Here is a 24,235-nt window from a genome sequence, read left to right as displayed (position 1 = left end):
TCCTAAGCGGAGGCCGCTCGGCTCCCGGGCCGCGCGGGATCCCCCGTACTACTTGTCCAGCGCGTCCGCGCCGGCCTTGGCGAACTTCTCGTCCAGGTCGCCGCTGGGGGCGCCGGCCACACCGATGCCGGCGACCGGGGCGCCCTTGGCCTGCACCGGGGTGCCGCCGGCGAGGAACAGGGTGCCGGGGATGTCCTTCAGGTTCGGAGTCTGGGCGAGACGGCCCGCGAGCACCGAGGTCGGGGCGTTCCAGGACACGGCGGTGAAGGCCTTGCGCTCCGCCGACTCGTAGGACTGCGGGCCGGCGCCGTCGCCGCGCAGGGTCACGATGGTGTTGCCGTTGCGGTCCACGACCGCGACCGTCACCTTCTGGTTCTCCTTCTCGGCCGCCTCCAGCGCGGCGCGGGCGGCACGGGTGGCGGCGTCGACCGTGAGGTGCGTGGAGGTGGTGAAGTTCCGGTCCTGGTCCTTCTTCGCCGCGGCGGCCGCCGGAGCGGCAGCCGGGGCGGCACTGGCGCTGGCGGTGACGGCGCCGAAGGTCCCGGCGCCGAGGACGACGGCGAGGGCGGTACCGGTGAGGACGCGGGTACGGGTGTTCATCTCTGCTCCTGAGAACGGTGGCACGGGGCGGGCGGCATCGGGCGGGGCCTCCCGCTGCGGTGGTGCTGAGCGGGCCGGCTCCTTCACTGCTCCAAGCCTGGCCCCGCCCCGCCCGCCACCCCGTCCCCGTACCGGCTCCCGCCACCGACCGCACCGGTTGACCCCGCCGTCAACCGATCGGCCGATGCGCCACCCCCCACCCCCTTGTTGGCTGTCCCCGAACCCCCGCCCTCCCGACCGAACCCGCACCACCGAATCCCCCACCGCGAACGGCCCGGGACGGGGTCGCGACCCCCACCGCACCAACGCCCACCCGTCCGACCACCCCACCCCACCCCGCCCGGCCGCAGCCCCGCATCGTCCAGCCCACCGACGCGGGACCGGGGCGCAGCGCCCCGCGAACGCCGCCGCACCGGCGCCCTCACGCCCCGCCCGCCGCGCAGCGACCCGGCAGGATGGGAGTGCCGCACCATCCACCCCAGGAGCACCCCGTGAGCCACCCCCCACCGCGGAGACCGGACACCCGCACCCTGGCCACCGTCACGCACGCGGCGTTCTTCCTGCTCCTCGGCGCGTCCCTGGCCCGGTTCCTCCTCCGCCACCCCGGCGAACCCCGCACCCCGTGGATCATCGCCCTCAGCATCACCCTGGCCCTGCTGTACGTCCTCGGCCCCGCCGTGGGCGTCACCCCGCCCCCCGGGCCCCGCCGCCCCGCCACGGCCCACCCCGCCCCCGAGGCACCGGCGCCCACGGCGCCCCCGGCCCCCTCCCCCGGCCGCCTGCTCTGGCTCGGCCTGGTCGTCGCCACCTGGGTGGTCCTGGTCGTGCTCGCGCCCAGCTTCGCCTGGTGCGCCGTACCGCTCTTCTACACCGCCCTGCGGATCCTGCCCCCGCGCGCCGCCGTCGTCCTCGTCGCCCTCCTCACCGTCTTCGTCGTCACCGCCCAGCTCCAGCTCGCCACCGCCTTCGACCCCAACCTGCTCCTCGCCCCGCCCGCCGTCGCCGCCCTCGCCACCGCCGTCTTCGTCCACACCGAACGCCAGGCCCAGGCACAGCGCGCGCTGATCGACGACCTCATCCGTACCCGCCGCGAACTGGCCGCCACCGAACGCCGCGAAGGCACCCTCGCCGAACGGCAGCGGCTGTCCATGGAGATCCACGACACCCTCGCCCAGAACCTCTCCAGCCAGCGGATGCTGCTCCAGGCCGCCGACCGCACCTGGGACACCGACCCCGCCACCGCCCGCGCGCACGTCCGTACCGCCACCGGCATCGCCGCACGCGGCCTCGCCGAGGCCCGCCGCCTCGTCCACGACCTGGCCCCGGCCGAACTCGCCGGCGGCGCCGGCCTCGCCGACGCCCTGCGCGCCCTGGACGCCGGCCCGGACGTCACGGTCCGCTTCCACCTCGAAGGCGCCCCGGTCCCACTGCCCGACCGCGTCCAGTCGGCCCTGCTGCGCATCGCGCAGGGAGCGCTGGCCAACGTCCGCGAACACTCCGGAGCCCGGACCGCCGCCCTCACCCTCAGCTTCCTCGGCGACCAGGTCGTCCTGGACGTCGCCGACGACGGCCACGGCTTCCCCGAACCCGCCACCGCCACCAGTACGGCCACCGGCACCGGCACCGCCGACCCCCGCACCAGCGCCCCCGCACGCGGCCACGGCCTCCCGGCGATGCGCGCCCGCGTACGCCAGCTCGGCGGCACCCTGACCCTCGAATCCACGCCCGGCGAAGGCACCGTCCTCTCCGCGGCCGTCCCCCTGGAGCCCACCGGATGACGACGATCCTTCTCTGCGACGACCACGTCGTGGTCCGCGCCGGCCTGCTGGCCCTCCTCGGCAGCGAGCCCGACATCGAGGTCGTCGGCGAGGCGGGCAGCGGCGAGGAGGCGGTCGCCCTGACCGCCAAGCTCCGGCCCGACGTGGTCCTCATGGACCTCCAGCTGGGCGAGGGCATCGACGGCGTCGAAGCCACCCGCCGCATCACGGCCCTGCCCGAACCCCCGCACGTCCTGGTCCTCACCACGTACGACACCGACGCGGACATCACCCGTGCCATCGGCGCCGGCGCGACCGGCTACCTCCTCAAGGCGGAACGCCCCGAGGAGCTGTTCGCCGCGATCCACTCGGCCGCCCAGGGCCGCACCACCCTCTCCGCACCGGTGGCCAGCCGTGTGATGGCCCACATGCGCGGAACGCGCCCCACCCTCACCGACCGGGAGCTGGACATCCTGGGCCAGCTGGCCCGCGGCCTCGGCAACCGCGACATCGCCCGGGCCCTGTTCATCAGCGAGGCCACGGTCAAGACCCACCTGGGCCGCATCTACGACAAGCTCGGCGTCGACACCCGGGCCGGCGCGGTCGCGGTGGCCAAGGAGCAACGCCTCCTCCCCTGACCGGACGGCCCCCGACCCGTGACACCATCGGGTACGTGCTCGACATCGGCTACTCCCTCTCCCGGCGCTTCCCGGACCCCCCGCAGACCGACTACCGCTCGGCGGACGTCCACACCCTGCGCCACGACCTGTTCTGCGGGGACGTCTACCTCGCCGACACCCGCGCGGACCGGGAAGTGTCCACAGCCTGGGGATGGGTGCCCGTACTGGACTTCGCCTGGGCGCTGTGCGACATCCTCGAACGGATCGACCAGGACCCCCGCGGCAACCGCTCGGCCCACCGGCAGCAGGCCGAGCTCGACTTCACCGAATCCACGGACCGGATGCTCTTCGAGCGCCGCTTCGGCTGGGTCGACGTCGAGGCCGACTGGATGCCGCCCGAGGAAGCCCCGCTGACCTTCAGCCACCGGCTGCTGCGCCGCGAGGCCCGCGACTTCCTGCACGACCTCATCGCGGACCTGATCGACATGCACGAGGGCCTCGCCGACAACCCGGCCATCTGGACCCTCCAATCCCGCTACCCCCGAGTCCCGGCCTGACCCCTACGACCGGTGGTGACCGGTCCGGGGCCGGCCGTACGTGTGCCCGGGCGGGGCCGGCCGTGCGTGTGCCCGGGCGGGGCCGGGGTGCGTGTGCCCGGGCGGGGCCGGTAAGGGGCGGGGGCACGGGGCCGCCGGGGGGTGTCTCCTCGGCTTGCGGACCTGAGCGGAACCGGCATGCACCCCGGCGCTTCGTCCGCTTCGCCTGCGGGGACACCCCCCCCCCACCGTCCCCACACCCCCGCCGGGCCCGGCCCCTCACCCCCACTTCAAGGCCCCATGAACAACCGCGGGGGGGGTAGACCCCGAACCAACCACCAGGCCCGGCTCACGGACGAGGTCACGCCCAGGTCATGTACGAGCGGCCCCGGTTCTGCCGGGTACGGGGCCGTGGGGTGGGGACCCTGCGGGGGCTCCCCGCAGGCGAAGCGGACGAAGCGCCGACCCGCGTACCGGTACGGCACAGGTCCGCCAGCCGAGGAGAGCCCCCGGAGGGGTACCACCCCACCCGAAGCCACCGCCGCGCACCACCCCCGCCGGAGGCACCCGGCAGGGCCGCCGAAGCCACCACCCCGCACCCCCGCTGAACCGCCCACCCCGGCCCGAGGCGCCCACGCCGGACCGGCACCACCCACCCGCCCGCCCACCCGTCCGGCAGGACTACAGCACCCTGATCCCCAGCTGCGCAGCCAACGCCGGTGCCAAGTCGAAGAGTTGGGCCGGGCTGATCACCGCCCCGGACAGCGCGTCCACCCCGCGGGCGATCCCCAGCTCGGTGGCCTCCCGCAGGTCCACGTCCGCCATCCGGACCCCGCCGAAGTCCGCCCCCCGCAGCACGCAGTCCCGGAACTCCACCCGCTCCAGCACCGCGCCCGCGAAGTCCGGCTCCACCAGCACGCACGCCTCGAACACCACGTCCTTGAGCCGCGCCTTCCGCAGGTTCAGGTAGTCGATCTTGCCCCCGCGCACCACCACCCGCTCCAGCACCGCCCCGTGCATCTGCACCCCGCCCAGTCGCGCGTCCACCACCTCCACGTCCCGCAGCGAGGCCTCCGCGAGGTCCGTCCCCACGCCGCGGACCCCCTCCAGGACCGAGTCCATGAACCGCGCCCGCCCCAGCCCGGCCTCGTCCAGCGCGCAGCGCCGCAGCGCGCAGTCCATGAACCGCGCCCCCGTCCCCTCCTGCCCCGCCAGGTCCAGGTCCGCGAACTCCAGCCCGTCGTAGTCCCCGTCCGGCTCCAGCCCGCCCCCGTCCCACGCCGTCAGCTCCGGCAGCCGCACCTCGGCCCGCCGCACCGCCTTCACCGTCCCCTGCCGCCCCGATCCCCGCTGCCCCCGCCGCGCCTGCTCTCCGCTCCGTACCATCCCCCCATCCTGACGCAGCCCACCGACAACGCCCCGCCCCCACCTCCTTGACCTCAATCCCACCGGAGATCGCACGCTGACCCCGTGCCCACCGCCAAACCCACCCCACACACCCACCCGCAAACGCCCCACACGCCGCCCACACCCCATGCACGCCGTCCGCCTCCACGCCTTCGGCCCCGCCGAGAACCTCACCTACGAGATCGTCCCCACCCCCGTCCCCGCCGCCGGCGTGCACCTCCTCGACACCGTCCTGCGCCAGGGCGTCCGCGGCCCCGGCACGGCCCTCCCGGACCTGCCCACCGTTCCCGGCCGCGAAGTCGCCGGCACCGTCGACGCCCTCGGCCCCGGCACCGACCCGGCCTGGCTCGGCCGCCGCGTCGTCGTCCACCTCGGCTTCGCCCCCGGCGCCCACCACATCGTCTTCGGCTGGTCCGCCGGCCCGCTCACCCTCACCGACGTGGTGGAACTGGTCGAGGACACCGGCGTCCGGTTCGTCTCCCCGAAGGACAAGCTGGACTCCGCCAATCCCGGCTGGTCACCCTGGCCTCGTTCCTCGCAGAGCAGGCGAAGGAAGAAGCCAACAACATCCAGATCCGCGTCTCCGCCCGCCGACTCCGGGACCGCGAGAAGGGACGCTGGATCAAGGAGCGCCCGTTCGGCTTCGTCGTCAACAGCGACCGGTGCCTGGATTCCCACCCCGTGGAGGCGAAGATCGTCCGGAGCATGGTGGAGGAGTTCTCGGCGGGCGGCACCCTACGGGGCATAGCCGTACGCCTGACGGCCGACAACGTCGTCGCAGCCAACCTGGCCCCCTGCCCCCCGTCGTGCCCGGGGAGCAGCGGCCCTGTTGCGTCCGTCCCGAGAATCATCGCGAATCACGCAGGACAGGGAGGCTGCGCCCGTCCCATCCTGGTCGGGACTTGTCCGCTGGTGGGAGGGGAACGGCCATGGCACGGCGACTCCGGTTCATCGGTACCAACTCCGGCAACGACGGATGCCCGACCCTGTACGAGGACCTCGACACCGGGGAGGTTCTGGTCCAGGGCGACGCCGTGGCCGACCCCCACGACGTGGCGCAGTTCCGGAACGTCAAGGAGGGGGAGGGGTTCGTGGTCGTCCCGCGCGTGCTCCTGGCCGACTTCGCGCCCCGGGACGCGGAAAGGACTCCCGTGCTGATCGGCTTCGAGGAGTTCGCCGGGATGTTCCGGACCTTCGTGCACACGGCTTGGCGCCTGGAGACCCGGCGTCGCTACCAGTCGGACGAGGAGACCGAGACCTACCAGCGGTTCGCCCGGGGCGAGGACGCCGGCTGGGACCTGAACGACCCCTGGTGCGCGTCCCGGCGGGAACAGTCCGCCCTGGGGAAGCGTTTCGAGCGGGTGCGGATCGCCGACAACCCGCCCACCCCCGGTCAGCGCTACCTGCTCGGCAATGCCCGCCGCAACAGCGCGGTGGGCGAGGACATCCGCAACCTGTGGCGCTCCGAGGCGGAAGCCCTACAACTCCCCGACACAGACTTCTGGCTCTTCGACTCCCGGGTGATCGCACGGCTCCACTTCGATGATGACGACGTGATGACCGGCGTCGAGCTGGTCACAGACCCCGTCGAGGTGGCCCGCGCGTGCCAGGTCCGGGACGCCGCGTGGCACTACGCCGTCCCGTACGAGACCTTCGCGGAACAGGTGCCGTCCGCCGAGTGAGCACCGACTTCCAACAAGCACGAGTCGCCCTCGGTGCGCGGCTGCGCGAGCTGCGCACCGATCGGCGCCTCACCGGCCGCCAGTTGGCGGTCCTGCTCGGCTGGACCCAGTCCAAAGTCAGCAAGCTGGAGACAGGCCGCCAGACCGCAACGGCGGACGACCTGCTGGCGTGGGCCGACGCCACCGACCATCCGCAGGCGGCGGAGGAGCTGATCACCCGGCTCCGGAGCCTGGAGTCTCGGTCCCGCGCGTGGCGCAGACAGCTCGCAGCGGGCCACAAGCCGGTACAGGACACGCTGACGGCCGAGTACGAGCGCACGAGGACGTTCCACGTCTGGCAGGGCTCCACCATCGTGGGCATGCTCCAGACCGCCGAGTACGCCCGCCACGTCTTCACCCGTTACGCCGACCTCCACCGGTCCGTCCGGGACACGGAGGAGGCCGTACGGGCCCGCGTGAAGCGCCAGGAGATGCTGTACCGGCCGGGGCGCACGTTCCACATCGTGATGTGGGAGGCCGCGCTCCGGGCGCTCGTGTGCCCTCCTCCCGTGCTGGCCGCCCAGCTCGACCGCCTGGCGGGCGTCCTCGGGCTGGACACCGTCTCCCTGGGCATCGTCCCGTTCGGCGCCTCCCTGAAGATCCCGCCGGCCAACGGGTTCTGGCTGTACGACGACCGCCTGGTGATCGCGGAGGACTGGCACGCGGAACTCTGGCTGGACGACGCGGACAGCGTGGGCGTGTACCGGAAGGTCTGGCAGGCGCTCTCCGATTCCGCGGTCTACGGCGCGGACGCCCACCGCGTGATCGCCCGTGCCCGACGGGCGCTCGACACCGTCTGAGAATCCCCCGGAAGATCACGGACCAGCCCGAGAATCCCGGCGAATCAGCCCCCACAGGGCCCGGCGACCAGCCCTAGCGTCCCTCCCATGGACAGCTCGCACGAACTGGAGACAGTGACCCCGAGCACGGTCGTGGAGTCGCTGCGCGAATCGCTGATGGCCGCTGGAATCGTTCTCCCCTCGTTGGGCATCGACCCGGCGCCACCCCGCCCGGGGCTGGTGAGGCTGGGCAGTGTCCGCCCCGATGTCGCCCTGAAGCTGGCGCAGGTCGTGAAGCGGAGGCACTCATGACCACTCGCGACTACCAAGAGAGCCGTACGGAACGCGGCTGGGTGCGGTTCGAGGGCCCGGACCTGAGCCCCGGCAACGCCTTGAAATGGCGTCCGCGCGAGTGCGGACAGCCGGTATGCCCTGAGTACCGCCCTGCCACGGGCAGCACCCAACGACTGAACGCCAGGGTGACCGAAGCGAACCGGCGGAGTCGGGGGACCGCGCAGTGAGCACCGACCTTCGGGACTCCGCGAAAGGGCCGCCCAGCTTTCGCACCACCTGACCCCCGGGAGCCCCCTCCTGGAGTTCCTGGCGGAGGCCGGAGAGCAACAGATGCAGGCCGCATCGCGGGGCGGGTCGGCCCTCACCCCCACAAACTCCGCCCCGGTGACCGGTACACCGTTCAGCCGGGGCGGCCCACAGCACCACCCATCCCTCACGAGAAGGAGCACGTTCATGGGCGGACAGCACGGCGGAGGCAGCGGATCGGGCCAGGGCGGAAGCCAGCAGGACGACGGCCAGTCGGGCGCCGGGCACGGGGGCAGCGGCTCGGAGGGCCAGGACTCCGGCCACAGTGACACGAAGGGCAGCGGCACCAAGTGACCGAACGCGCCACGACGGAGGCCGGCCCCCAGGGGTTGGCCTCCCGGCTCATGGACTCCGGGGCCCTGACCTCCGACTGGCTCCCCGCCTACCAAGCCGTGCTCCGGGAGTCGTTCGTCCCGGATGTGATCTGGCCCGGAGTCGGCCCGGCCGACGGCGGACCGGTGGCGGGCATCGACCGCCGGACCGACCCTGAGGGATGGTTCCGCACGGTCTACTCCGACACCTCCCTGACCACCCAGTGGGACGACGGCACCCACACCGGAACCTACAGGGGCAACATCCCGACGTGCAGCAACTCCCAGCCCACCATGGTGTTCTCCATGCTCGCGGCCTTGGACGTCCAACCGGGCTGCAAGGTCCTGGAAGTAGGTACGGGGACCGGCTGGAACGCGGCGCTGCTGTCCGAACGGGTCGGCTGCGACCACGTCACCACCATCGAGTTCGACCCGGAGAACGCGGCGACGGCCCGAGCCCGCCTGGACGCCGCCGGCTACCACCCGGTGGCCATCGTCGGAGACGGCTCACAGGGCTGGCCCGGACGCGCCCCGTACGACCGTGTGCTGATCACGGCGTCCCTCCGGGAGATCCCGGCGGACATCATCCGGCAGACCCGGCCCGGCGGGATCATCGTCTCCCCGTACGCCACGGAGTACGGCGGGGAGGCCGTGGTCCGCCTGACCGTCCAGGAGGACGGAAGCGCGTCCGGCCCGTTCGTCGGCTCCTCCGCCTTCATGCGCCTCCGGCAGCAACGCGCCTACCGGACACACGTGAAGACCTACCTGGGCGGGAAGCCGTGGCCGGCCGATGGCCGCCGGACGACCACCTCACTCTCCCCGGAGGACGCGGCCGACTGGCTCCCCATGTTCGTCATCGGACTCCAGACCCAGGGGATGTTCCCCTACCCGGAGAAGCTCGAAGGCGGCCGCTACACCCTCTGGCTCCGGGACACCCAGGTCACTTCCTGGGCGTCGATCGACTTCGTTCCCGGCGCGGAGGAGTTCGAGGTCCACCACTCCGGGCCCCGGGAGCTTTGGAGCGAAGTCACCGCCGCCCACGCCTGGTGGGACGACCAGGGCCGCCCGGAATTCGAGCGGTTCGGACTCACCGTGCGCCCCGACGGCACCACCTTGGCCTGGCTCGACTCCCCGGAGCACCCGGTCCCCGCCGTCGGATAGGCGGAGACCGCACCCGCCCGGTACCGCCTTCCCGCGGCACCGGGCGGGCCCCGACGGCTACTCCGTCCCGCTGCCAAGCTTTCGCAGCGCGTCGTCCATCAGCCGGTACACCGACCACTCCTCCTGCGGCCGGGCGCCCAGGGCCTCGTAGAACGCGATGGTCGGCGCGTTCCAGCGCAACACCGACCACTCCAGCCGCTCGTACCCCCGCTCCACGCACGTCCGCGCCAGCTCGGCCAGCAGCGCCTTGCCGTGGCCGCCCCCGCGCACGCCCGGCCGTACGTACAGGTCCTCCAGGTAGATCCCGTGCACCCCGCGCCACGTCGAGAAGCTCAGGAACCACAGCGCGAACCCGACCACCTCCCCCTCGTCGCTCTCCGCCACGTGCGCGAACACCGCCGGCCGCGCCCCGAACAGCGCCTCGCGCAACTGCTCCTCGGTGGCCCGGGCCTCGTGCGGCACCTTCTCGTACGTGGCGAGCTCGCGGATCATGTCCCGGATGACGGGGACGTCGGTGATGTCAGCGCTACGGATCATGCCCCCACCCTAGGCAGCCCCGCCCGACCCCCCGCGGGGCCCTCGCTCCCGCACCGCATCCGCACCGCCCCCGTCCGAACCCCGGAACACACAGCCGTCGCACCCAGCCGTCCCACGCACCAGGAGTACGCACCCGGGGCACGCACCGGGGCACGCCGGAGCGCACAACCGAAGCGCACACACCGCCGGAGCGCACAACCGGCCACCGCGTACCGGGCCGCCACGCTCCACAGGGCGCGCCCTACGAACCCCGTCGCCCCATCAGCCGCTCCGCCAACACCAGTTGCTCCTCCAACCGCACCGCTCCACCCGCACCCGCGCCCAGACCCCCGCCCCCGCCCGGGGCCTCGGCGTCCGCCACGTCCCACAGGCAGTTCTGCAGCACCCGCCCCAGCGTCCACGCGCGCGCCCGTTCGCGGTCCAGCCCCAGCACCTCCGTCATCAGGTCGAACCGCCACCGCACCTCCCCCGCGGCGAAGCCGTTCGCGAGGGCCGGCAGCAGCTCGAACCCGGGATCCCCGGCCAGCGGCTTCGGGTCGATCGCCAGCCACCGCGCCCGCCCGTCGGGCCCGCCGCCCAGCACGTTGTCGTGGTGCAGGTCCCAGTGCAGCAGCCGGTCCCCCGGCTCACCGGCCACCTCCGCCAGCGCCGCCGCGCAGTCCCGCAGCACCCGCCGGTCGCGCCCGTCCGCCAGCCGTCCCAGCGCCCGCGGTACGTCCGCCAGCAACCCGGCCGCCATCGGGCCCAGCCCGCGCATCCCGGCCGGTGCCGGTGCGGCCGACAGCCGTGCCAGCAGCTCCGCCACCACCCGTACCGCCGCACGCGGGTCCCGACCGGCGAGCCCCGACAAGTGCCGCCCCTCGTCGAGCCGTTCCAGCAGCATCGCGCCGGTCAGCCGGTCGTGGCGCAGCAGCCGTACCGCCCCGTCCCCGTCCCAGACCCGCAGCGCGACCGGCTCCCCCACGCTCTCCTCGTCCACCAGCTGCAACTTCAGCACCCCCCGTGCGCCGTCCGCGCATTCCACCGGCAGCACCAGCGCCGTCACCCCGTGCATCGCCGGCCCCGTACGCCGCAGTTCCCACTGCTCCACCATCCGTCCCGCGAGGGCCGGCAGCCCCGCGACGAACTCCCGCCCGGCAGCGCCGTTGAACCTGACCTGCGCCTCTACCAACCCCACCGGAACCTCGACCATCCCCCGACCGTACGGCCCCCGGCGGCCCCCGCACCCCACCCCGCCGCGCACCACCCGCCCCACGGCACCATCGCGCCGCACGCCCCAAGCCCCAAGCCCCAAGCCCCCACGAAGCCGTACACCTCACCGCCCGCGCACCAGCCCACCCGCACGCCCCCGCTCACCCCCACGCGCCCGCCCCCACCCGACTGCCCCACCCCTCACAGGGGTAGCCCCACCGCGCACCCGCCCCCAACACCACACCCACCCCCACACCCGAGGGAACCGACACGACATGCCCCCGACCGAGCGCTACCGCACCGCCTGGGACGGCTACTGGGAAGCCAGTTCCGGTGCCCCCGGCGAACCCTTCTGGGACGCCGACCCCGCCCTCACCGCCGCCCGCGACCTCACCCTTCTGACCCCGCACGCCGACCCCGCCCTGCCCATCGTCGACCTCGGCTGCGGCAACGGCACCCAGACCCGCTACCTGGCCACCCGCTTCGCCCGCGCCGTCGGCGTCGACCTCTCCCACGCGGCCGTCGCCCACGCCCGCCGCTCCGACCCCGCCGGCTCGGCCGCCTACGAACAGCTCGACCTCTCCGACCCGGAAGGGGCCCGCGCCCTCCACGCCCGCCTCGGCGACACCAACGCGTACATGCGCGCCGTCCTCCACCAGAGCGACCCCGCCGACCGTCCCGGCGTCGTCGCCACCCTCGCCACCCTCCTCGGCACCCGTGGCCGCGCCCTCGTCCTCGAACCCACCGGCGAGGCCAAGACCGTCATCCGCTCCGTCGCCGAACGGCCCGGCGGCCCCAGCGCCAAGCTCCGCAGCGTCTTCACGCACGACCTGCGCCCCGGCGAGGTGGCCGAGGGCGAGATCGCCGCCCTGCTGCGCGGCGCCGGCCTGGACATCGCGGACGAAGGCGCCCTCACGCTCGCCATGAGCGAGACCCACGCCGACGGCACCCCCGTCGCCCTCCCGGCCCGCTGGTACCTGGCCGCCCCCACAGCCCCCGCCCCCTGAAACCCCGACGGCCACCCACACCCCGCGCACACGCACACGCACACCAACCCAAACCCACCCACACCCCACCCCACAGCCGGCCCCACCCTAAGGAGCCCCCCCACCCCGCCGCACCCCCCATCCAGCCACCCGCCCGGCCCCGAAACCCGACACCACGTCCCTGGACACCCCTCCGAGCAGGGGTGTACCAACTCCCCCATGACGATCAACGGCGGCATCTCCTTCTGGTACGCGACCCATCCGACCGCCCCCGCCACCCCACCCCGCGCCCCCCTGACCGCCCATGCCACGGCCGACGTCGTCATCGTCGGCGGCGGCTACACCGGCCTGTGGACCGCGTACTACCTGAAGAAGTCCGCCCCCGACCTGCGCGTCACCGTCCTGGAGCAGAAGTTCTGCGGCTACGGCGCCTCCGGCCGCAACGGCGGCTGGCTCTACAACGGCATCGCCGGCCGCGACCGCTACGCCGCCCTCCACGGCCACGAAGCCGCCCTGCGCCTCCAGCGGGCCATGAACGACACCGTCACCGAGGTCGTCGACACCGCCGCCGCGGAGGGCATCGACGCCGACATCCGCCGCGGCGGCGTCCTCGAAGTCGCCCGCACCCCCGCCCAGCTCACCCGACTCAAGGCCTTCCACGCCGCCGAGCTGTCCTTCGGCGAGAGCGACCGCGTGCTCCTCGACGCGACCGCCACCCGCGCCCGCATCGACATCGCCGGCGCGGTCGGCTCCAGCTGGACCCCGCACGGTGCCCGGATCCACCCCCTGAAACTGGTCACGGGCCTGGCCGCGGCCTGCGAACGCCTCGGCGTGGTCATCCACGAGTCCACCCCCGTCACGCAGATCGGCCCCGGCAGGGCCGTCACCCCGTACGGGACCGTCCGCGCCCCCCACGTCCTGCGCTGCACGGAGGGGTTCACCGCCGCGCTCAAGGGCCAGAAGCGCTCGTGGCTCCCGATGAACTCCTCGATGATCGTGACGGCCCCGCTGCCCGCGTCGGTGTGGGAGACCCTCAACTGGTCCGACGGCGCGACCCTCGGCGACATGGCCCACGCGTACATGTACGCCCAGCGCACCGCCGACGACCGCATCGCGATCGGCGGCCGCGGCGTCCCGTACCGCTTCGGCTCCCGCGCGGCCGCCGCCGAGAACACCGGCCGCACCGAACCGGCCACCGTCACCGCCCTGACGGACCTGCTGACCTCCTTCTTCCCGGCCCTCGCCGGCACCGAGATCACCCACGCCTGGTCCGGCGTCCTCGGCGTCCCCCGCGACTGGTGCGCCACGGTCACCCTGGACCGCGCCACGGGCCTCGGCTGGGCGGGCGGTTACGTCGGCTCGGGCGTCGCCACCGCCAACCTCGCCGGCCGCACCCTGCGCGACCTGGTCCTCGGCGAGACCACGGACCTGACCGCCCTGCCCTGGGTCGGCCACCGCGTCCGCCGCTGGGAACCGGAACCCTTCCGCTGGCTCGGCGTCCACGCCCTGTACGCCGCCTACCGCGAGGCGGACCGCCGCGAAGCCACCACCCACCGCCCGACGACCACCCCCCTGGCCACCCTGGCGAACCGCATCACGGGCCGCCACTGACCGAACCCACCGACGTACGGCCCTGGTTGGCGGGGCGTACGCGCCCCGCCCCGGGCCCCGACCTTCCTGACCACGCATCACATCTGCTTGTGAAAAACGTGGTTGGAGTGAAACACGGGACACGTGTTGACGCATCACACGTCCCTCGGGTATCCATGGAGGGCGTCGATCTGCATCGACTTCTCCGCGCGCACACCTGGACCACCAAATCCGGGTGGCCCCCTCCGGGGCACTACGACCCGTAGGAACGTCTCGGCCAAAGGGCCTCGGCGGGACCACGGTGAAGGTTCGGCGAGAACACGTGCGGCAGGCGCCACGGAGCACATCGCAAGCCGTCGGGCTGCGGTCCCCTTCGTGGGCGGACGAACTCTCACCTCTGGTGTCGCTTCGCCGAAGCCGGCTCAGCACTCGGCTGCGCACGGTGGTGTCACGATGGACTTCGAGCCAGTGACCGCAAACATCCCCCTCTTCCAGGAATCCCAGCTCTCGCAGCCGCACGTCAGTCTCACCTCGACGACCGACCCGAACCTGCACGAGCTCAGCATCACCCGCCGGCCGTCCCCGCTCCCGGACGTCCCCGAGACCGGTGCGCTGCGCAAGGTCGCCACCCGGCTGGCCAAGAATCCGCTGACCAACCTCAGCGAGGAGGCGCGCAAGGCGGCCGCCGCGCTCCAGGTCGAGCCGGAGCGGGCCGCGCTGCTGGTCACCGAGCAGCCGAACGGGGTGTCGCTGATGAGCGAGATCGCCGTTCCGGGCGGCTCCCTGTACGTCATCGAGTGCCGCGCCTGGACGCGGATGCTCTACCCGCTCTACCAGCCGCGGATCGCTGCCCTGTCCCTGGCCGTGCCGGCGCCGAAGCTGCTGGACGACTCCGACGACGACGGACCGTTGGCGCAGGCTCGCTGCGAGTTCGCGAACCCCCAGGAGCTCGCGAACCTGGTCCGCGAGACCGTCACGGGCACGCTCGGCGTCCCCAAGGCCGACTACTCCGACTCGATCATGCAGCGCGGCGTGTCCGAACCGCTGCTGGTCATCCTCGTCCGGGTCACCTTCGCCGACGACTCGCCTTCCCGGCTCGTCCCCGTCGTCGTGGACGGCATCTCGCGGCTGTCGTCCGCGGCCAAGACGCGGACGGGCAAGAGCGTCGCCGGCGCCGCCGACGCGGTCGTCGAGGACCTGCTGCGCGACCCGGCGTCACTGCGCCGCTCCATCCGCGACGAGGTCGCCGCGTACAACGCCGCCTACCAGCGCGGCCTGTCGGACGAGGTGGTGCGCGTCGGCCAGGCCGCGACGGTGCCCGTACGCCTGGTCGTCGGGGCGCGCAACGGCGACGACACGGAGGTCAACCTGTGACCGCACAGCCCATGAAGCAGACGCACGGCATGTCGTTCGTCGGGATGGTCGAGGGCCTCGTCGCCGGCGAGCACCTCGAAAAGAACCCGTGGACGCCCGACGCGATGTGGCACAACATCGGCAACCAGACCATCGACGCCCTGGTCATCGGCGGCGAGCTGGGCCGCGAGGAGGCCGACGTCATCACGGGGTTGACCCCGCTCGCGCACCTCCCCGCCGTCTTCCGCTGCCCGGACCCGTCGCCCGTCTGGCGCTGCGTCTACACCACCTTCCGACTCACCGCCGGCTCGGCCTTCGGCAACACCAAGTTCGAGATCCGCAACATCATGGCCCGCCGGGCGGTCACCACCAAGCAGTTCAGCTTCATGCTCGGCGTCATGGTCGACCGGGACGTGCGCCAGCCGAAGAACCGCAAGGAGCCGGGCGTACGAAGGCCGTCCACCCTCCAGACCGCCCGCAACGCCTTCGGCGACGGCGGTTTCCTCACCGAGGACGTGGTGGGGCGGCCTTGGGCCCCGGTCTACGTGCCCCTGCCGGAACTGCTGGAGCTGGCCGTCGCCGGCCATCGCAACGCGCGCATCACGTTGATGATCGGCGGCGGTTTCGCCCTGATGATGGACGGCTACCTCACGCGCGACCGCGAATCGAAGTTCTACGAGGGAAGCGCTCCGTTCCGTGGTTCGCCGCCCGCCATCCTCACGGACCTGGCGAGCAGCGAGCACGGCCTGCGCATGCTCGCTGCCGCCTGGGAGCACTGGGATCCGACACGGCCGGCCCACGAGTACAAGATCCCCGTCGTGAACCAGGACGGCACCCTGGTCATCACCGGGGACACCCGCGAGACGCGCAGTCCGGAGCGGCTGACGGAGTGGCGTCTCTACGAGATCGCGAACCCTGCCAAGGCCCTGGCCGGTTTCCTCAAGCAGCAGGCCACCCGCAAGGCCAGGAACCAGGGCGCGACGCCCGAGGACCGCGACCGGGAGAACCGCGAGCGCCTCAACTCCGCCCTGGACATCGCGCTGGACGCCGCGACGTCGCTGAAGGACTCGCCGGTCTCGCCCCCGCCCCACCCGTTCGGCACGTACGAGGAGTGGGAGCGCGCCCGGAGCGCCGCTCACCAGGTCTACGAGATCCTCCTCAAGCACGGCCCGGAGCTCGACGAGGGCTTCATCGCCAGCGAGGCCCCCGAGGAGGGCTCCGAATCCGACGACACGGACGACTGACGCCCGCACGACCCACCGCATGACGAAGCCCCGGCTCGGACACGGTCCGAGCCGGGGCTTTCGCGCGGCTCCGGGCCGAGGGCGTCAGGAGGTGTCCACGCCCTCGAAGTCGATCTCCTCGCGAGCCAAGAGGGCGTCGCGCAGCTTCTCCCAGCGGGCCGGCCGCAGGCTGAGCTGGGAGCGGGGCGAGTCGCACAGGGCCCGCAGTTCCGGGCCGGTCAGCAGGCCGCGGCCGTCCATCCAGGTTTCCCCGTGCCGGGAACGATAGGTGGTGACCGTCTTGGTCTTGCTGCCCGGTTCCTCGAAGCGGGCGCCGCACCTGTTGCACACGCAGGTCGGCTTCAGCCGCCTGCGCCGCTTGAAGTCGGCCTTCTTGCACTCGGGACAGGAGTACAGCGTCTTGGCCTCGCTGCCCGTCTCGATCTCGGAGATCACTCCCAGGCCGAGGAACTGCTTCTTGTCCCACAGGGCGATCACGTCGGCTGCCTTCAGACCCACTCCACCGACGACCGGCGAGAGCCCGGGCACCGGCCGCCGTCTCGGGCCCGAAACCAGAAATCCCAGCTCAGAAACCATCTGAGCTGGGATTTCACCAGAGCCCCCTGTCGGATTCGAACCGACGACCTACGCATTACAAGTGCGTTGCTCTGGCCGGACTGAGCTAAGGAGGCGGGGCCGCACTCACTCTACACAGCGGCCGAATCCCCGAGCCATCGCCTTTCCCCGCCGCGGGGAACCCCGGGGGAACCCACCCCAGCCGGTCGGCGGATCGTACGGAGTGCGAAGTCGTGCGGGCGGGGGTGCTGACAGGAGGCGGATCGGACGGTAGCGTCGGGCGGAGTCCAGTGACTGGACTAGACCTTCCACTCGGATCGTCCGGCACGTTCCTGCCGGTAGAAGGGATGCCTCCCCATGGCTTCTGTGACTTTCGACAAGGCGACCCGCCTGTACCCCGGCGGCGACAAGCCCGCCGTCGACCAGTTGGAGCTGGAGATCGAGGACGGCGAGTTCCTCGTCCTCGTCGGCCCCTCCGGCTGCGGCAAGTCCACCTCGCTGCGCATGCTCGCCGGCCTGGAGGACGTCAACGGCGGCGCCATCCGCATCGGTGAGCGCGACGTCACGCACCTGCCGCCCAAGGACCGGGACATCGCGATGGTGTTCCAGAACTACGCGCTCTACCCGCACATGTCCGTCGCCGACAACATGGGCTTCGCGCTCAAGATCGCCGGCGAGGACAAGGCCACCATCCGCCGCAAGGTCGAGGACGCGGCCAAGATGCTGGACCTCACCCAGTACCTCGACCGCAAGCCGAAGGCGCTCTCCGGCGGCCAGCGCCAGCGCGTCGCCATGGGCCGCGCCATCGTCCGCAAGCCGCAGGTGTTCCTCATGGACGAGCCCCTGTCGAACCTGGACGCCAAGCTCCGCGTCTCGACCCGTACGCAGATCGCCGCCCTCCAGCGCGACCTCGGCATCACCACCGTCTACGTCACCCACGACCAGGTCGAGGCCATGACCATGGGCGACCGGGTCGCGGTCCTCAAGGACGGTCTGCTCCAGCAGGTCGACACCCCGCGCAACATGTACGACCGGCCCGCGAACCTCTTCGTCGCCGGCTTCATCGGCTCCCCCGCCATGAACCTGGTCGAGGTCCCGATCACCGACGGCGGCGTGAAGTTCGGCGACAGCGTCGTCCCGGTGTCCCGCGAGGCGCTGTCCGCCGCGGCCGACGCCGGCGACCGCACCGTCACGGTCGGCGTGCGTCCGGAGCACTTCGACATCGCCGGGAGCGGCGGCCTGACGATCACCGTGAACGTCGTCGAGGAGCTCGGCGCCGACGGCTACGTCTACGGCTCCACCTCCGCCGCCGAGGGCTCGCAGGACCTCGTGGTCCGCGTGGGCGGCCGCCAGGTGCCCGAGAAGGGTTCGGAGCTGCACGTGGTGCCGCGGGCCGACGAGATCCACGTGTTCTCGACCTCCTCCGGCGCCCGCCTGTCCAACTAGGCCGTCTCTTTCGGATCTTGCCGGGCCCGCAAGATCCGAAAGAGACGACCTAGGCCCATCGACCGGGCCCGTTGCCCGGTCCGCCGTGCTGGGGCGCCCTCCTCCCGGGGGCGCCCCTTCGGCGTTCCCCGGCCGCCGCGGGAGCTCCCGCGGCGGTGCGCCCGGCCCTCAGGAACCCCGGCAGACCGGGCCATTCGGCCGCGCTCGTCAACACCCGATTCGAAAAGCCACGTCGAACCATCCCCCGACCGGGTGACTAAATGTCGCCAAATCTTCACCGAGCGCTACTCTCGCCCTCGTGACCCATACTGCCCGCCGTATCGGCCGTTCCCTCGCCCTGGTCCTGCCCGTCGTCCTGGTCCTGTCCGGGACGCTCGCGGTCACCATGGTTCCCTGGGCGGACACTTCCTCCTCCCAGATCCTGACCGCCTCCGCCGAGGACGTCTCCGTCCCCGCGAAGCCGCGTGCCGCGCACGAGGTGCTCCGCGACAAGTTGCTGGGCGAGCTCCAGCAGGGCGAGGAGCCGAGCGAGGTCCTCACCCACCTCCAGCAGGAGGTGGACCGCAGGCCCTCGCTCGCCGACCACTGCGTCGGGATCGCCCGGGCGTTGGGGCGCGCCGCCGTGGACGCGTACGGCCCGACGAAGGCGCAGTCCTTCGCGCGGCCCGTCTGCGACACCTCGTACGCCTCCGGTGTCGCCTCCATGGGCTGACGCCCGCAGCGTCCCTACGCTGGCCACCATGACCGACGTAGATCCCGCCTCCCAACCGACCGGTTCCGCAGCCGCGTTCCCCGCCGCACCCGTCCAGGCAGTCGTCCTGGCGGGCGGCCAGGGCTCGCGGCTGCGGCCGTACACGGACGACCGGCCCAAGCCGATGGTCGAGATCCCGGGGACCGGGGTGCCGATCATCGGGCACCAGCTGGCCTGGCTGGCCTCGGAGGGCGTCACCGACGCGGTGGTGTCCTGCGGGCACCTCGCCGGCGTGCTCCAGGAGTGGCTGGCCGGGGCGCGGTTGCCGCTCCGGGTGACCACGGTGGTCGAGGAGGAGCCGCTGGGGCGCGGTGGCGGCCTCAAGTACGCCGCCCGCCACCTCCCGTACCCGGACCGCTCCTGGTACGCGACGAACGGCGACATCTGGACGCGGTTCTCCCTGCGCGAGATGGCCGCCTTCCACGCCGAGCGCGGGGCGACCGCGACGCTGGCACTGGCCCGGCCGCGCATCCCGTGGGGGGTCGTCGAGACCAACGAGTTCGGCCAGGTGCTGGACTTCATCGAGGCACCGCCGTCGCCGTATCCGGTGAACGCGGGCGTGTACGTCTTCGGCCCCGAATTCGCGGCGCTGCTGCCGGACTTGGGCGACCACGAGCGGACCACGTTCCCGCGGCTGGCCCGCGAGCGCCGCCTGGCCGGCTTCCCGCTGCCGCAGGGGGCCTACTGGCGGGCGATCGACACCGCGAAGGACCTCACCGAGGCCGCCCGGGAGTTGGCCGCCCAGCCGGGCGCCTGAGCCCTCGCCCCCAACCGGGCGCCCGAGCCCCCCGCACCCGACCGGCGCCCGCCCCCACCCCACGGGCACCGCCAACACCCCCCCCCGCACGCCGAAGGGCCCGGCGCGCTCTCGCGCGCCGGGCCCCTGCTCCGCCCGCGGCACCGGAGGTCCGGTGCCGCGCCGCGGGCTCAGCCGAGGAGTCCGCCGACCAGGCCCGGCTTCTTCGCCGGGGCCGTCCCGCCGCCGCTCCCGCCGCTGCTCCCCGACGAGGAGGACGGCGGCTTCTGCGGGGTGGACTGCCGCGGGGTGCTCCGCGGGCTGGGCTGCCGGCCGGTGGCGCCCTTCGTCGCGCTGGGCGACTGCGCACCGGTCCCGGCGGTCTCCCGCGCGGGCCCGCCGGAGGCGCCCTTGCCGGACTTGGCGGGCGGCTCGGAGGCCGTGGCCGACGCGGTGGCCGACGCGGTGGGCTGGCCCGCCTTGGCCGGGGCCCGCGTGGGCTGCTGCCGCACGGGCGGCTGCGGCAGCGGCTGGCCCGGCAGGTAGTTGCTCGGGGGCTCGCCCGGCCCGGGCACCGTCACCACGGTGCTGGAACGGACCGCGCCGCCCAGCAGCGAACCGATGAGGAGGGTGAGCCCGCAGACCACGGTGGCCATGACCGCCCCGCGCCGCAGGACCCGCCGCCGCAGCCGCCAGACCTCGGAGCGCGGCCCGAGCGTGCGCCACGCCTCGCCCGCCAGCCGCCCGTCGAGGGAGTAGACCGGGGCGCCCGCGATGATCAGCGGGCTCCAGGCGGCGAGGTAGATGATGTCGGGCGCGTCGTACGCCGGTACGGTCTTCCAGCTCACCGTCATCAGCAGGGCCGCGGAGAGCAGCGCCCCGAAGCAGGCGGCGAACCGCTGCCAGAGGCCGAAGACCGTCAGCACGCCGACGATGACCTGGAGGAACGCGACGCTGAGGCCGGCGCCCACCGGGTGCGCGAGCGCGAAGTCGCGAAGCGGCTCGGCGAGGGCCCACGGGTGCAGGGTCCGCAGCCAGGTGACCATGGAGCCGCGCTCGCCGCCGTCGAAGTAGACGGGGTCGCACAGCTTGCCCATGCCGGCGTAGACGCAGATGAAGCCGAGGAAGACGCGCAGCGGGAGCAGCACGACGCCGAGGTTCATCCGGCGGCCGGGGTAGTACGAGGCCTGGGCGCGGGCGTCCGCGGAGCCGCGCCGGGCGTCGGCGCCGGGCGGCTGCTCCCCGTACGGCAGGTCGCGCACGGCGGCCAGCGAGCGGGTCTCGTCCGGGTCCCCGTAGCTGCGCTGGCCGATGACGGTCGGCGTGGCCAGGGTGTCGTCGGCGAGGTCCTGCGCGAGGTCGACGCGGGGGATGGTCTGGGTGGCGCCGCCGTCGTACTCGCCCTGGCCGCGCCCGGCCTCCCGTACGGCCTGGAGGAGTCCGCCCATGGCGGCGGAGTCGCCCGGGGCGGACCTGCCGCTCCAGACGACCGGGGCCCTTCTGCGGGTGGCGCCGGCGGCGGCGACCACGGCGCCGCCGAGGACGGGCGCGCGGCCGGGGGCGTTCGCGGGCTTGGAACGCGCGCTCGGGCTCGGTGCGAGCCGCACGCGGAAGCTGGCGTGGTTGACGATGACCTGTGCGGGGTCGCACGGCACCTTGACCATGCTCAGCGCGGGCTGGTCGTCGAACCCTGACGTTCTGGTGTCCACACTCATCTAACCGAGTGATCAGTGTTTAGGACACTGCCTTGACACCAGGGATCTGTCCGAGACCCGTCAAGGTCAAGTCACCCCGCCCGGAAGGGGCGGGGTGACACGCGCACGGGTCACTTTCCGTGGGCCGAGTGGATCAAGGGATCAGGCGCGGCCGCGGTCGGCGCGGCGGCGGGCCGCCTCGTAGAGCACGACGCCCGCGGCGACACCGGCGTTGAGGGACTCGGCGCCGCCCGGCATCGGGATGCGCACGAGGTAGTCGCAGTTCTCGCCGACGAGGCGGCCGAGGCCCTTGCCCTCGGAGCCGACGACGATGACCACCGGGCCGGCGAGCGCTTCGAGGTCGTTGACCGTGTGCTCGCCCTCGGCGGCGAGGCCGACGATGGTGATGCCGGCCTTGCGGTAGTCCTGGAGGGCGCGGGTGAGGTTGGTGACGCGGGCGACCGGGGTGCGGGCGGCGGTGCCGGCCGAGGTCTTCCAGGCACCGGCGGTCATGCCGGCGGCGCGGCGCTCGGGGATGACCACGCCGTGGCCGCCGAAGGCGCAGACGGAGCGGACGATCGCACCGAGGTTGCGCGGGTCGGTGACGCCGTCGAGCGCCACGATCAGCGGGTCGTCGCCGCTGTCGTAGGCGGCGGCGGTGAGGTCCTCGGGGTGCGCGTACTCGTACGGGGGGACCTGGAGGACGAGGCCCTGGTGGTTGAGCCCGTTGGTCAGCCGGTCGAGCTCGGGGCGCGGGGCTTCCATCAGGTTGATGTTGCCGCGCTCCGCGGCGAGCTGGAGGGCCTCGCGGACGCGCTCGTCGTTGTCGATGAACTGCTGGACGTAGAGCGTGGTGGCGGGGACGCCGTCGCGCAGCGCCTCGAAGACCGGGTTGCGGCCGACGACCATCTCGCTGGTGCCCTTGGGGCCGCCGCGGCGCGGGGCCGGGCGGCGCTTGGCGGCCTGGCGGGCCATGGCGTTGCTGATGCGGTTCGCCTTGTGCTTCTTACGGTCCTCGGCCTTGGGCGTCGGGCCCCTGCCTTCCAGGCCCTTGCGCCGCTGGCCACCGCTGCCGACCGTCGCGCCCTTCTTGTTGGACGTGCGGCGGTTCCTGCGCTGGCTGTTCCCGGCCATGACTTCTACCTGTTTTCGTTGGTGCTGCGGTGTGTACGTATGAAGAGTGTGCCGCCCGGGACGCCGGGCGGCACAGCCGGACTGCTCCGGTGGGCTCAGCGGGGGCCGAGCGTCCAGCGGGGTCCGGTGGGGCTGTCCTCGATGACCAGGCCGGACTGCTGGAGCTGGTCGCGGATGGCGTCGGCGGTGGCCCAGTCCTTGCGGGCCCGGGCGGATTCGCGCTGCTCCAGGACGAGGCGGACGAGCGTGTCGACGGCGCCGTGCAGGTCCTCGCCGCGGTCGGCCTCGCCGGCCCAGTGCGGGTCGAGCGGGTCGAGGCCGAGGACGTCGAGCATGGCCCGCACCTCGGACAGGCGGGCGATGGCCGCGTCCTTGTCGTCGGCGGCCAGCGCGCTGTTGCCCTGGCGGACGGTGGTGTGGACGATGGCGAGGGCCTGCGGCACCCCGAGGTCGTCGTCCATCGCCTCGGCGAAGGCGGGCGGGACCTCGGCGGCCGGCTCGACGGGCTTGCCGGCCTTCTCGATGACGCGCTGGTAGAAGCCCTCGATCCGGGCGAAGGCGGACTCGGCCTCGCGCAGGGCCTCCTCGCTGTACTCGATCATCGACCGGTAGTGCGGGGTGCCGAGGTAGTAGCGCAGGACGATCGGGCGCCACTGCTTGACCATCTCGGAGACGAGCACCGAGTTCCCGAGGGACTTGGACATCTTCTCGCCGGACATGGTGACCCAGGCGTTGTGCACCCAGTAGTTCGCGAACGCGTCGCCGAAGGCCTTGGCCTGGGCGATCTCGTTCTCGTGGTGCGGGAAGATCAGGTCCAGCCCGCCGCCGTGGATGTCGAAGGCCTCGCCGAGGTACTTGTGCGCCATCGCGGAGCACTCCAGGTGCCAGCCCGGGCGGCCGCGGCCCCACGGGGTCTCCCAGGAGGGCTCGCCGTTCTTGGCCGTCTTCCACATGGCGAAGTCGCGCGCGTCGCGCTTGCCGGTCTCGCCGGTGGACTCCGGCTGGCGGATGTTGTCGAGCTCCTGGCGGGAGAGCGAGAGGTAGCCGGGGTACGACGTGACGTCGAAGTAGACGTTGCCCTCGGACTCGTAGGCGTGGCCGCGCTCGATGAGGCCGCGCATCATCTCGACCATCTCGGTGACGTGGCCGGTGGCGCGGGGCTCGTAGGTGGGCGGCAGGCAGCCGAGCGCCGCGTAGCCGTCGTTGAAGGCCCGCTCGTTCTCGTAGCCGATGGACCACCACGGGCGGCGCTGCTCGGCCGACTTGGCGATGATCTTGTCGTCGATGTCCGTGACGTTGCGGATGAAGGTGACCTCGTAGCCCCGGTACTCGAACCAGCGGCGCATCATGTCGAAGTTGAGGCCCGACCGGATGTGCCCGATGTGCGGGGCGGCCTGCACCGTGGCGCCGCAGAGGTAGATCGAGACACAGCCCGCTGTGAGCGGGGCGAAGTCGCGGATCTGCCGGGCGCTGGTGTCGTACAGGCGAATAGTCACGGCATCCAGGGTAGTGCGCGCATAGCAGTG

General features: G+C 72.9%; 23 protein-coding genes, 1 tRNA gene and 1 pseudogene. 16 read left to right on the top strand and 9 right to left on the bottom strand.

Features of this window, described 5'->3' with window-relative positions:
* Window positions 1-48: 48 nt before the first annotated feature.
* On the bottom strand, window positions 49-600 hold the full coding sequence (locus CP968_RS18545) for a GlcG/HbpS family heme-binding protein (protein ID WP_150519068.1): 552 nt from the start codon (window positions 598-600) through the stop codon (window positions 49-51).
* A gap of 455 nt (window positions 601-1,055) precedes the next feature.
* On the opposite strand from CP968_RS18545, the gene CP968_RS18540 reads away from it, so the two are divergent.
* From CP968_RS18540 to CP968_RS18530, 3 genes are read left to right on the top strand one after another with little or no spacing between them, the layout of a single operon-like run.
* Window positions 1,056-2,378, top strand: a complete 1,323-nt coding sequence (locus CP968_RS18540; protein WP_150519067.1) for a sensor histidine kinase — start codon at window positions 1,056-1,058, stop codon at window positions 2,376-2,378.
* Entirely contained in the window at window positions 2,375-2,995 is a 621-nt protein-coding gene (locus tag CP968_RS18535) for a response regulator (protein WP_150519066.1), read from the top strand. Before CP968_RS18540 ends, CP968_RS18535 begins: the two co-directional genes overlap by 4 nt.
* A 35-nt stretch (window positions 2,996-3,030) precedes the next feature.
* The gene (locus tag CP968_RS18530) at window positions 3,031-3,534 is read left to right on the top strand and encodes a hypothetical protein (RefSeq protein ID WP_150519065.1); all 504 of its coding nucleotides are present in this window, start codon (window positions 3,031-3,033) and stop codon (window positions 3,532-3,534) included.
* Between the two features lie 660 nt (window positions 3,535-4,194).
* Here CP968_RS18530 and CP968_RS18525 read toward each other — a convergent pair.
* Window positions 4,195-4,899 carry a pentapeptide repeat-containing protein gene (locus tag CP968_RS18525; RefSeq protein WP_150519064.1) on the bottom strand — a complete coding sequence of 235 codons (705 nt, stop codon included), beginning with the start codon at window positions 4,897-4,899 and terminating at the stop codon, window positions 4,195-4,197.
* Between the two features lie 148 nt (window positions 4,900-5,047).
* Between CP968_RS18525 and CP968_RS18520 the strand changes: the two are divergent.
* The 6 genes and pseudogenes from CP968_RS18520 to CP968_RS18500 all read left to right on the top strand — a co-directional run.
* Window positions 5,048-5,314 (top strand): annotated as a pseudogene (locus CP968_RS18520) (alcohol dehydrogenase catalytic domain-containing protein); the annotation flags it as partial.
* 535 nt (window positions 5,315-5,849) lie between these two features.
* A complete protein-coding gene (locus CP968_RS18515) occupies window positions 5,850-6,602 on the top strand; it encodes a DUF6879 family protein (protein ID WP_150519063.1) in 753 nt (250 codons plus the stop codon).
* A complete protein-coding gene (locus tag CP968_RS18510; protein WP_150519062.1) occupies window positions 6,599-7,441 on the top strand; it encodes a helix-turn-helix domain-containing protein in 843 nt (280 codons plus the stop codon). Before CP968_RS18515 ends, CP968_RS18510 begins: the two co-directional genes overlap by 4 nt.
* Window positions 7,442-7,528: 87 nt before the next feature.
* Window positions 7,529-7,732, top strand: coding sequence for a hypothetical protein (locus tag CP968_RS18505; RefSeq protein WP_150519061.1), 204 nt, complete (start codon window positions 7,529-7,531; stop codon window positions 7,730-7,732).
* Between the two features lie 435 nt (window positions 7,733-8,167).
* Window positions 8,168-8,314 carry a hypothetical protein gene (locus tag CP968_RS34135; protein ID WP_167536822.1) on the top strand — a complete coding sequence of 49 codons (147 nt, stop codon included), beginning with the start codon at window positions 8,168-8,170 and terminating at the stop codon, window positions 8,312-8,314.
* Window positions 8,311-9,492, top strand: a complete 1,182-nt coding sequence (locus CP968_RS18500; protein ID WP_229885939.1) for a methyltransferase domain-containing protein — start codon at window positions 8,311-8,313, stop codon at window positions 9,490-9,492. The genes CP968_RS34135 and CP968_RS18500 overlap by 4 nt, the downstream gene beginning before the upstream one ends.
* A gap of 57 nt (window positions 9,493-9,549) precedes the next feature.
* Here the strand turns inward: CP968_RS18500 and CP968_RS18495 are convergent, their stop codons facing one another.
* On the bottom strand, window positions 9,550-10,029 hold the full coding sequence (locus CP968_RS18495) for a GNAT family N-acetyltransferase (RefSeq protein ID WP_150519060.1): 480 nt from the start codon (window positions 10,027-10,029) through the stop codon (window positions 9,550-9,552).
* 241 nt (window positions 10,030-10,270) lie between these two features.
* The gene (locus CP968_RS18490; protein ID WP_150519059.1) at window positions 10,271-11,221 is read right to left on the bottom strand and encodes an aminoglycoside phosphotransferase family protein; all 951 of its coding nucleotides are present in this window, start codon (window positions 11,219-11,221) and stop codon (window positions 10,271-10,273) included.
* A 274-nt stretch (window positions 11,222-11,495) separates the two neighbouring features.
* On the opposite strand from CP968_RS18490, the gene CP968_RS18485 reads away from it, so the two are divergent.
* From CP968_RS18485 to CP968_RS18470, 4 genes are all read left to right on the top strand, one after another.
* A complete protein-coding gene (locus CP968_RS18485; RefSeq protein ID WP_150519058.1) occupies window positions 11,496-12,227 on the top strand; it encodes a class I SAM-dependent methyltransferase in 732 nt (243 codons plus the stop codon).
* A 198-nt stretch (window positions 12,228-12,425) separates the two neighbouring features.
* Window positions 12,426-13,817 (top strand): NAD(P)/FAD-dependent oxidoreductase, encoded by a 1,392-nt coding sequence (locus CP968_RS18480; RefSeq protein WP_150519057.1) that lies wholly within the window; start codon window positions 12,426-12,428, stop codon window positions 13,815-13,817.
* A gap of 447 nt (window positions 13,818-14,264) precedes the next feature.
* Window positions 14,265-15,170, top strand: coding sequence for a hypothetical protein (locus CP968_RS18475; protein ID WP_208835989.1), 906 nt, complete (start codon window positions 14,265-14,267; stop codon window positions 15,168-15,170).
* Window positions 15,167-16,393 (top strand): hypothetical protein, encoded by a 1,227-nt coding sequence (locus CP968_RS18470; protein WP_150519055.1) that lies wholly within the window; start codon window positions 15,167-15,169, stop codon window positions 16,391-16,393. The genes CP968_RS18475 and CP968_RS18470 overlap by 4 nt, the downstream gene beginning before the upstream one ends.
* An 84-nt stretch (window positions 16,394-16,477) precedes the next feature.
* Here CP968_RS18470 and CP968_RS18465 read toward each other — a convergent pair whose 3' ends face one another.
* Entirely contained in the window at window positions 16,478-16,891 is a 414-nt protein-coding gene (locus tag CP968_RS18465; protein ID WP_229885940.1) for a hypothetical protein, read from the bottom strand.
* A gap of 98 nt (window positions 16,892-16,989) precedes the next feature.
* Window positions 16,990-17,064 (bottom strand) — tRNA-Thr (locus CP968_RS18460).
* 241 nt (window positions 17,065-17,305) lie between these two features.
* On the opposite strand from CP968_RS18460, the gene CP968_RS18455 reads away from it, so the two are divergent.
* The 3 genes from CP968_RS18455 (at window position 17,306) to CP968_RS18445 (ending at window position 19,902) form a co-directional block, all read left to right on the top strand.
* Entirely contained in the window at window positions 17,306-18,394 is a 1,089-nt protein-coding gene (locus CP968_RS18455) for an ABC transporter ATP-binding protein (RefSeq protein WP_150519054.1), read from the top strand.
* Between the two features lie 298 nt (window positions 18,395-18,692).
* Window positions 18,693-19,106: a hypothetical protein gene (locus tag CP968_RS18450; RefSeq protein ID WP_150519053.1), complete on the top strand. Its 414-nt coding sequence runs from the start codon at window positions 18,693-18,695 to the stop codon at window positions 19,104-19,106.
* Window positions 19,107-19,134: 28 nt separating this feature from the next.
* Entirely contained in the window at window positions 19,135-19,902 is a 768-nt protein-coding gene (locus CP968_RS18445; protein WP_150519052.1) for a nucleotidyltransferase family protein, read from the top strand.
* 170 nt (window positions 19,903-20,072) lie between these two features.
* Here the strand turns inward: CP968_RS18445 and CP968_RS18440 are convergent, their stop codons facing one another.
* The 3 genes from CP968_RS18440 to cysS form a co-directional block, all read right to left on the bottom strand.
* Window positions 20,073-21,596 carry a DoxX family protein gene (locus CP968_RS18440; protein WP_150519051.1) on the bottom strand — a complete coding sequence of 508 codons (1,524 nt, stop codon included), beginning with the start codon at window positions 21,594-21,596 and terminating at the stop codon, window positions 20,073-20,075.
* A 141-nt stretch (window positions 21,597-21,737) separates the two neighbouring features.
* Window positions 21,738-22,709: a 23S rRNA (guanosine(2251)-2'-O)-methyltransferase RlmB gene (gene rlmB, locus CP968_RS18435; RefSeq protein WP_150519050.1), complete on the bottom strand. Its 972-nt coding sequence runs from the start codon at window positions 22,707-22,709 to the stop codon at window positions 21,738-21,740.
* Window positions 22,710-22,804: 95 nt separating this feature from the next.
* Window positions 22,805-24,205: a cysteine--tRNA ligase gene (gene cysS / locus CP968_RS18430; protein ID WP_150519049.1), complete on the bottom strand. Its 1,401-nt coding sequence runs from the start codon at window positions 24,203-24,205 to the stop codon at window positions 22,805-22,807.
* Between the last annotated feature and the right edge of the window lie 30 nt (window positions 24,206-24,235).

This window comes from Streptomyces subrutilus (genome assembly GCF_008704535.1).
GTDB classification, from domain to species: Bacteria; Actinomycetota; Actinomycetes; order Streptomycetales; family Streptomycetaceae; genus Streptomyces; species Streptomyces subrutilus.
The sequence above is the reverse complement of the archived record's forward strand: the minus strand, read 5'-3'. Positions and strand labels throughout refer to the sequence as shown.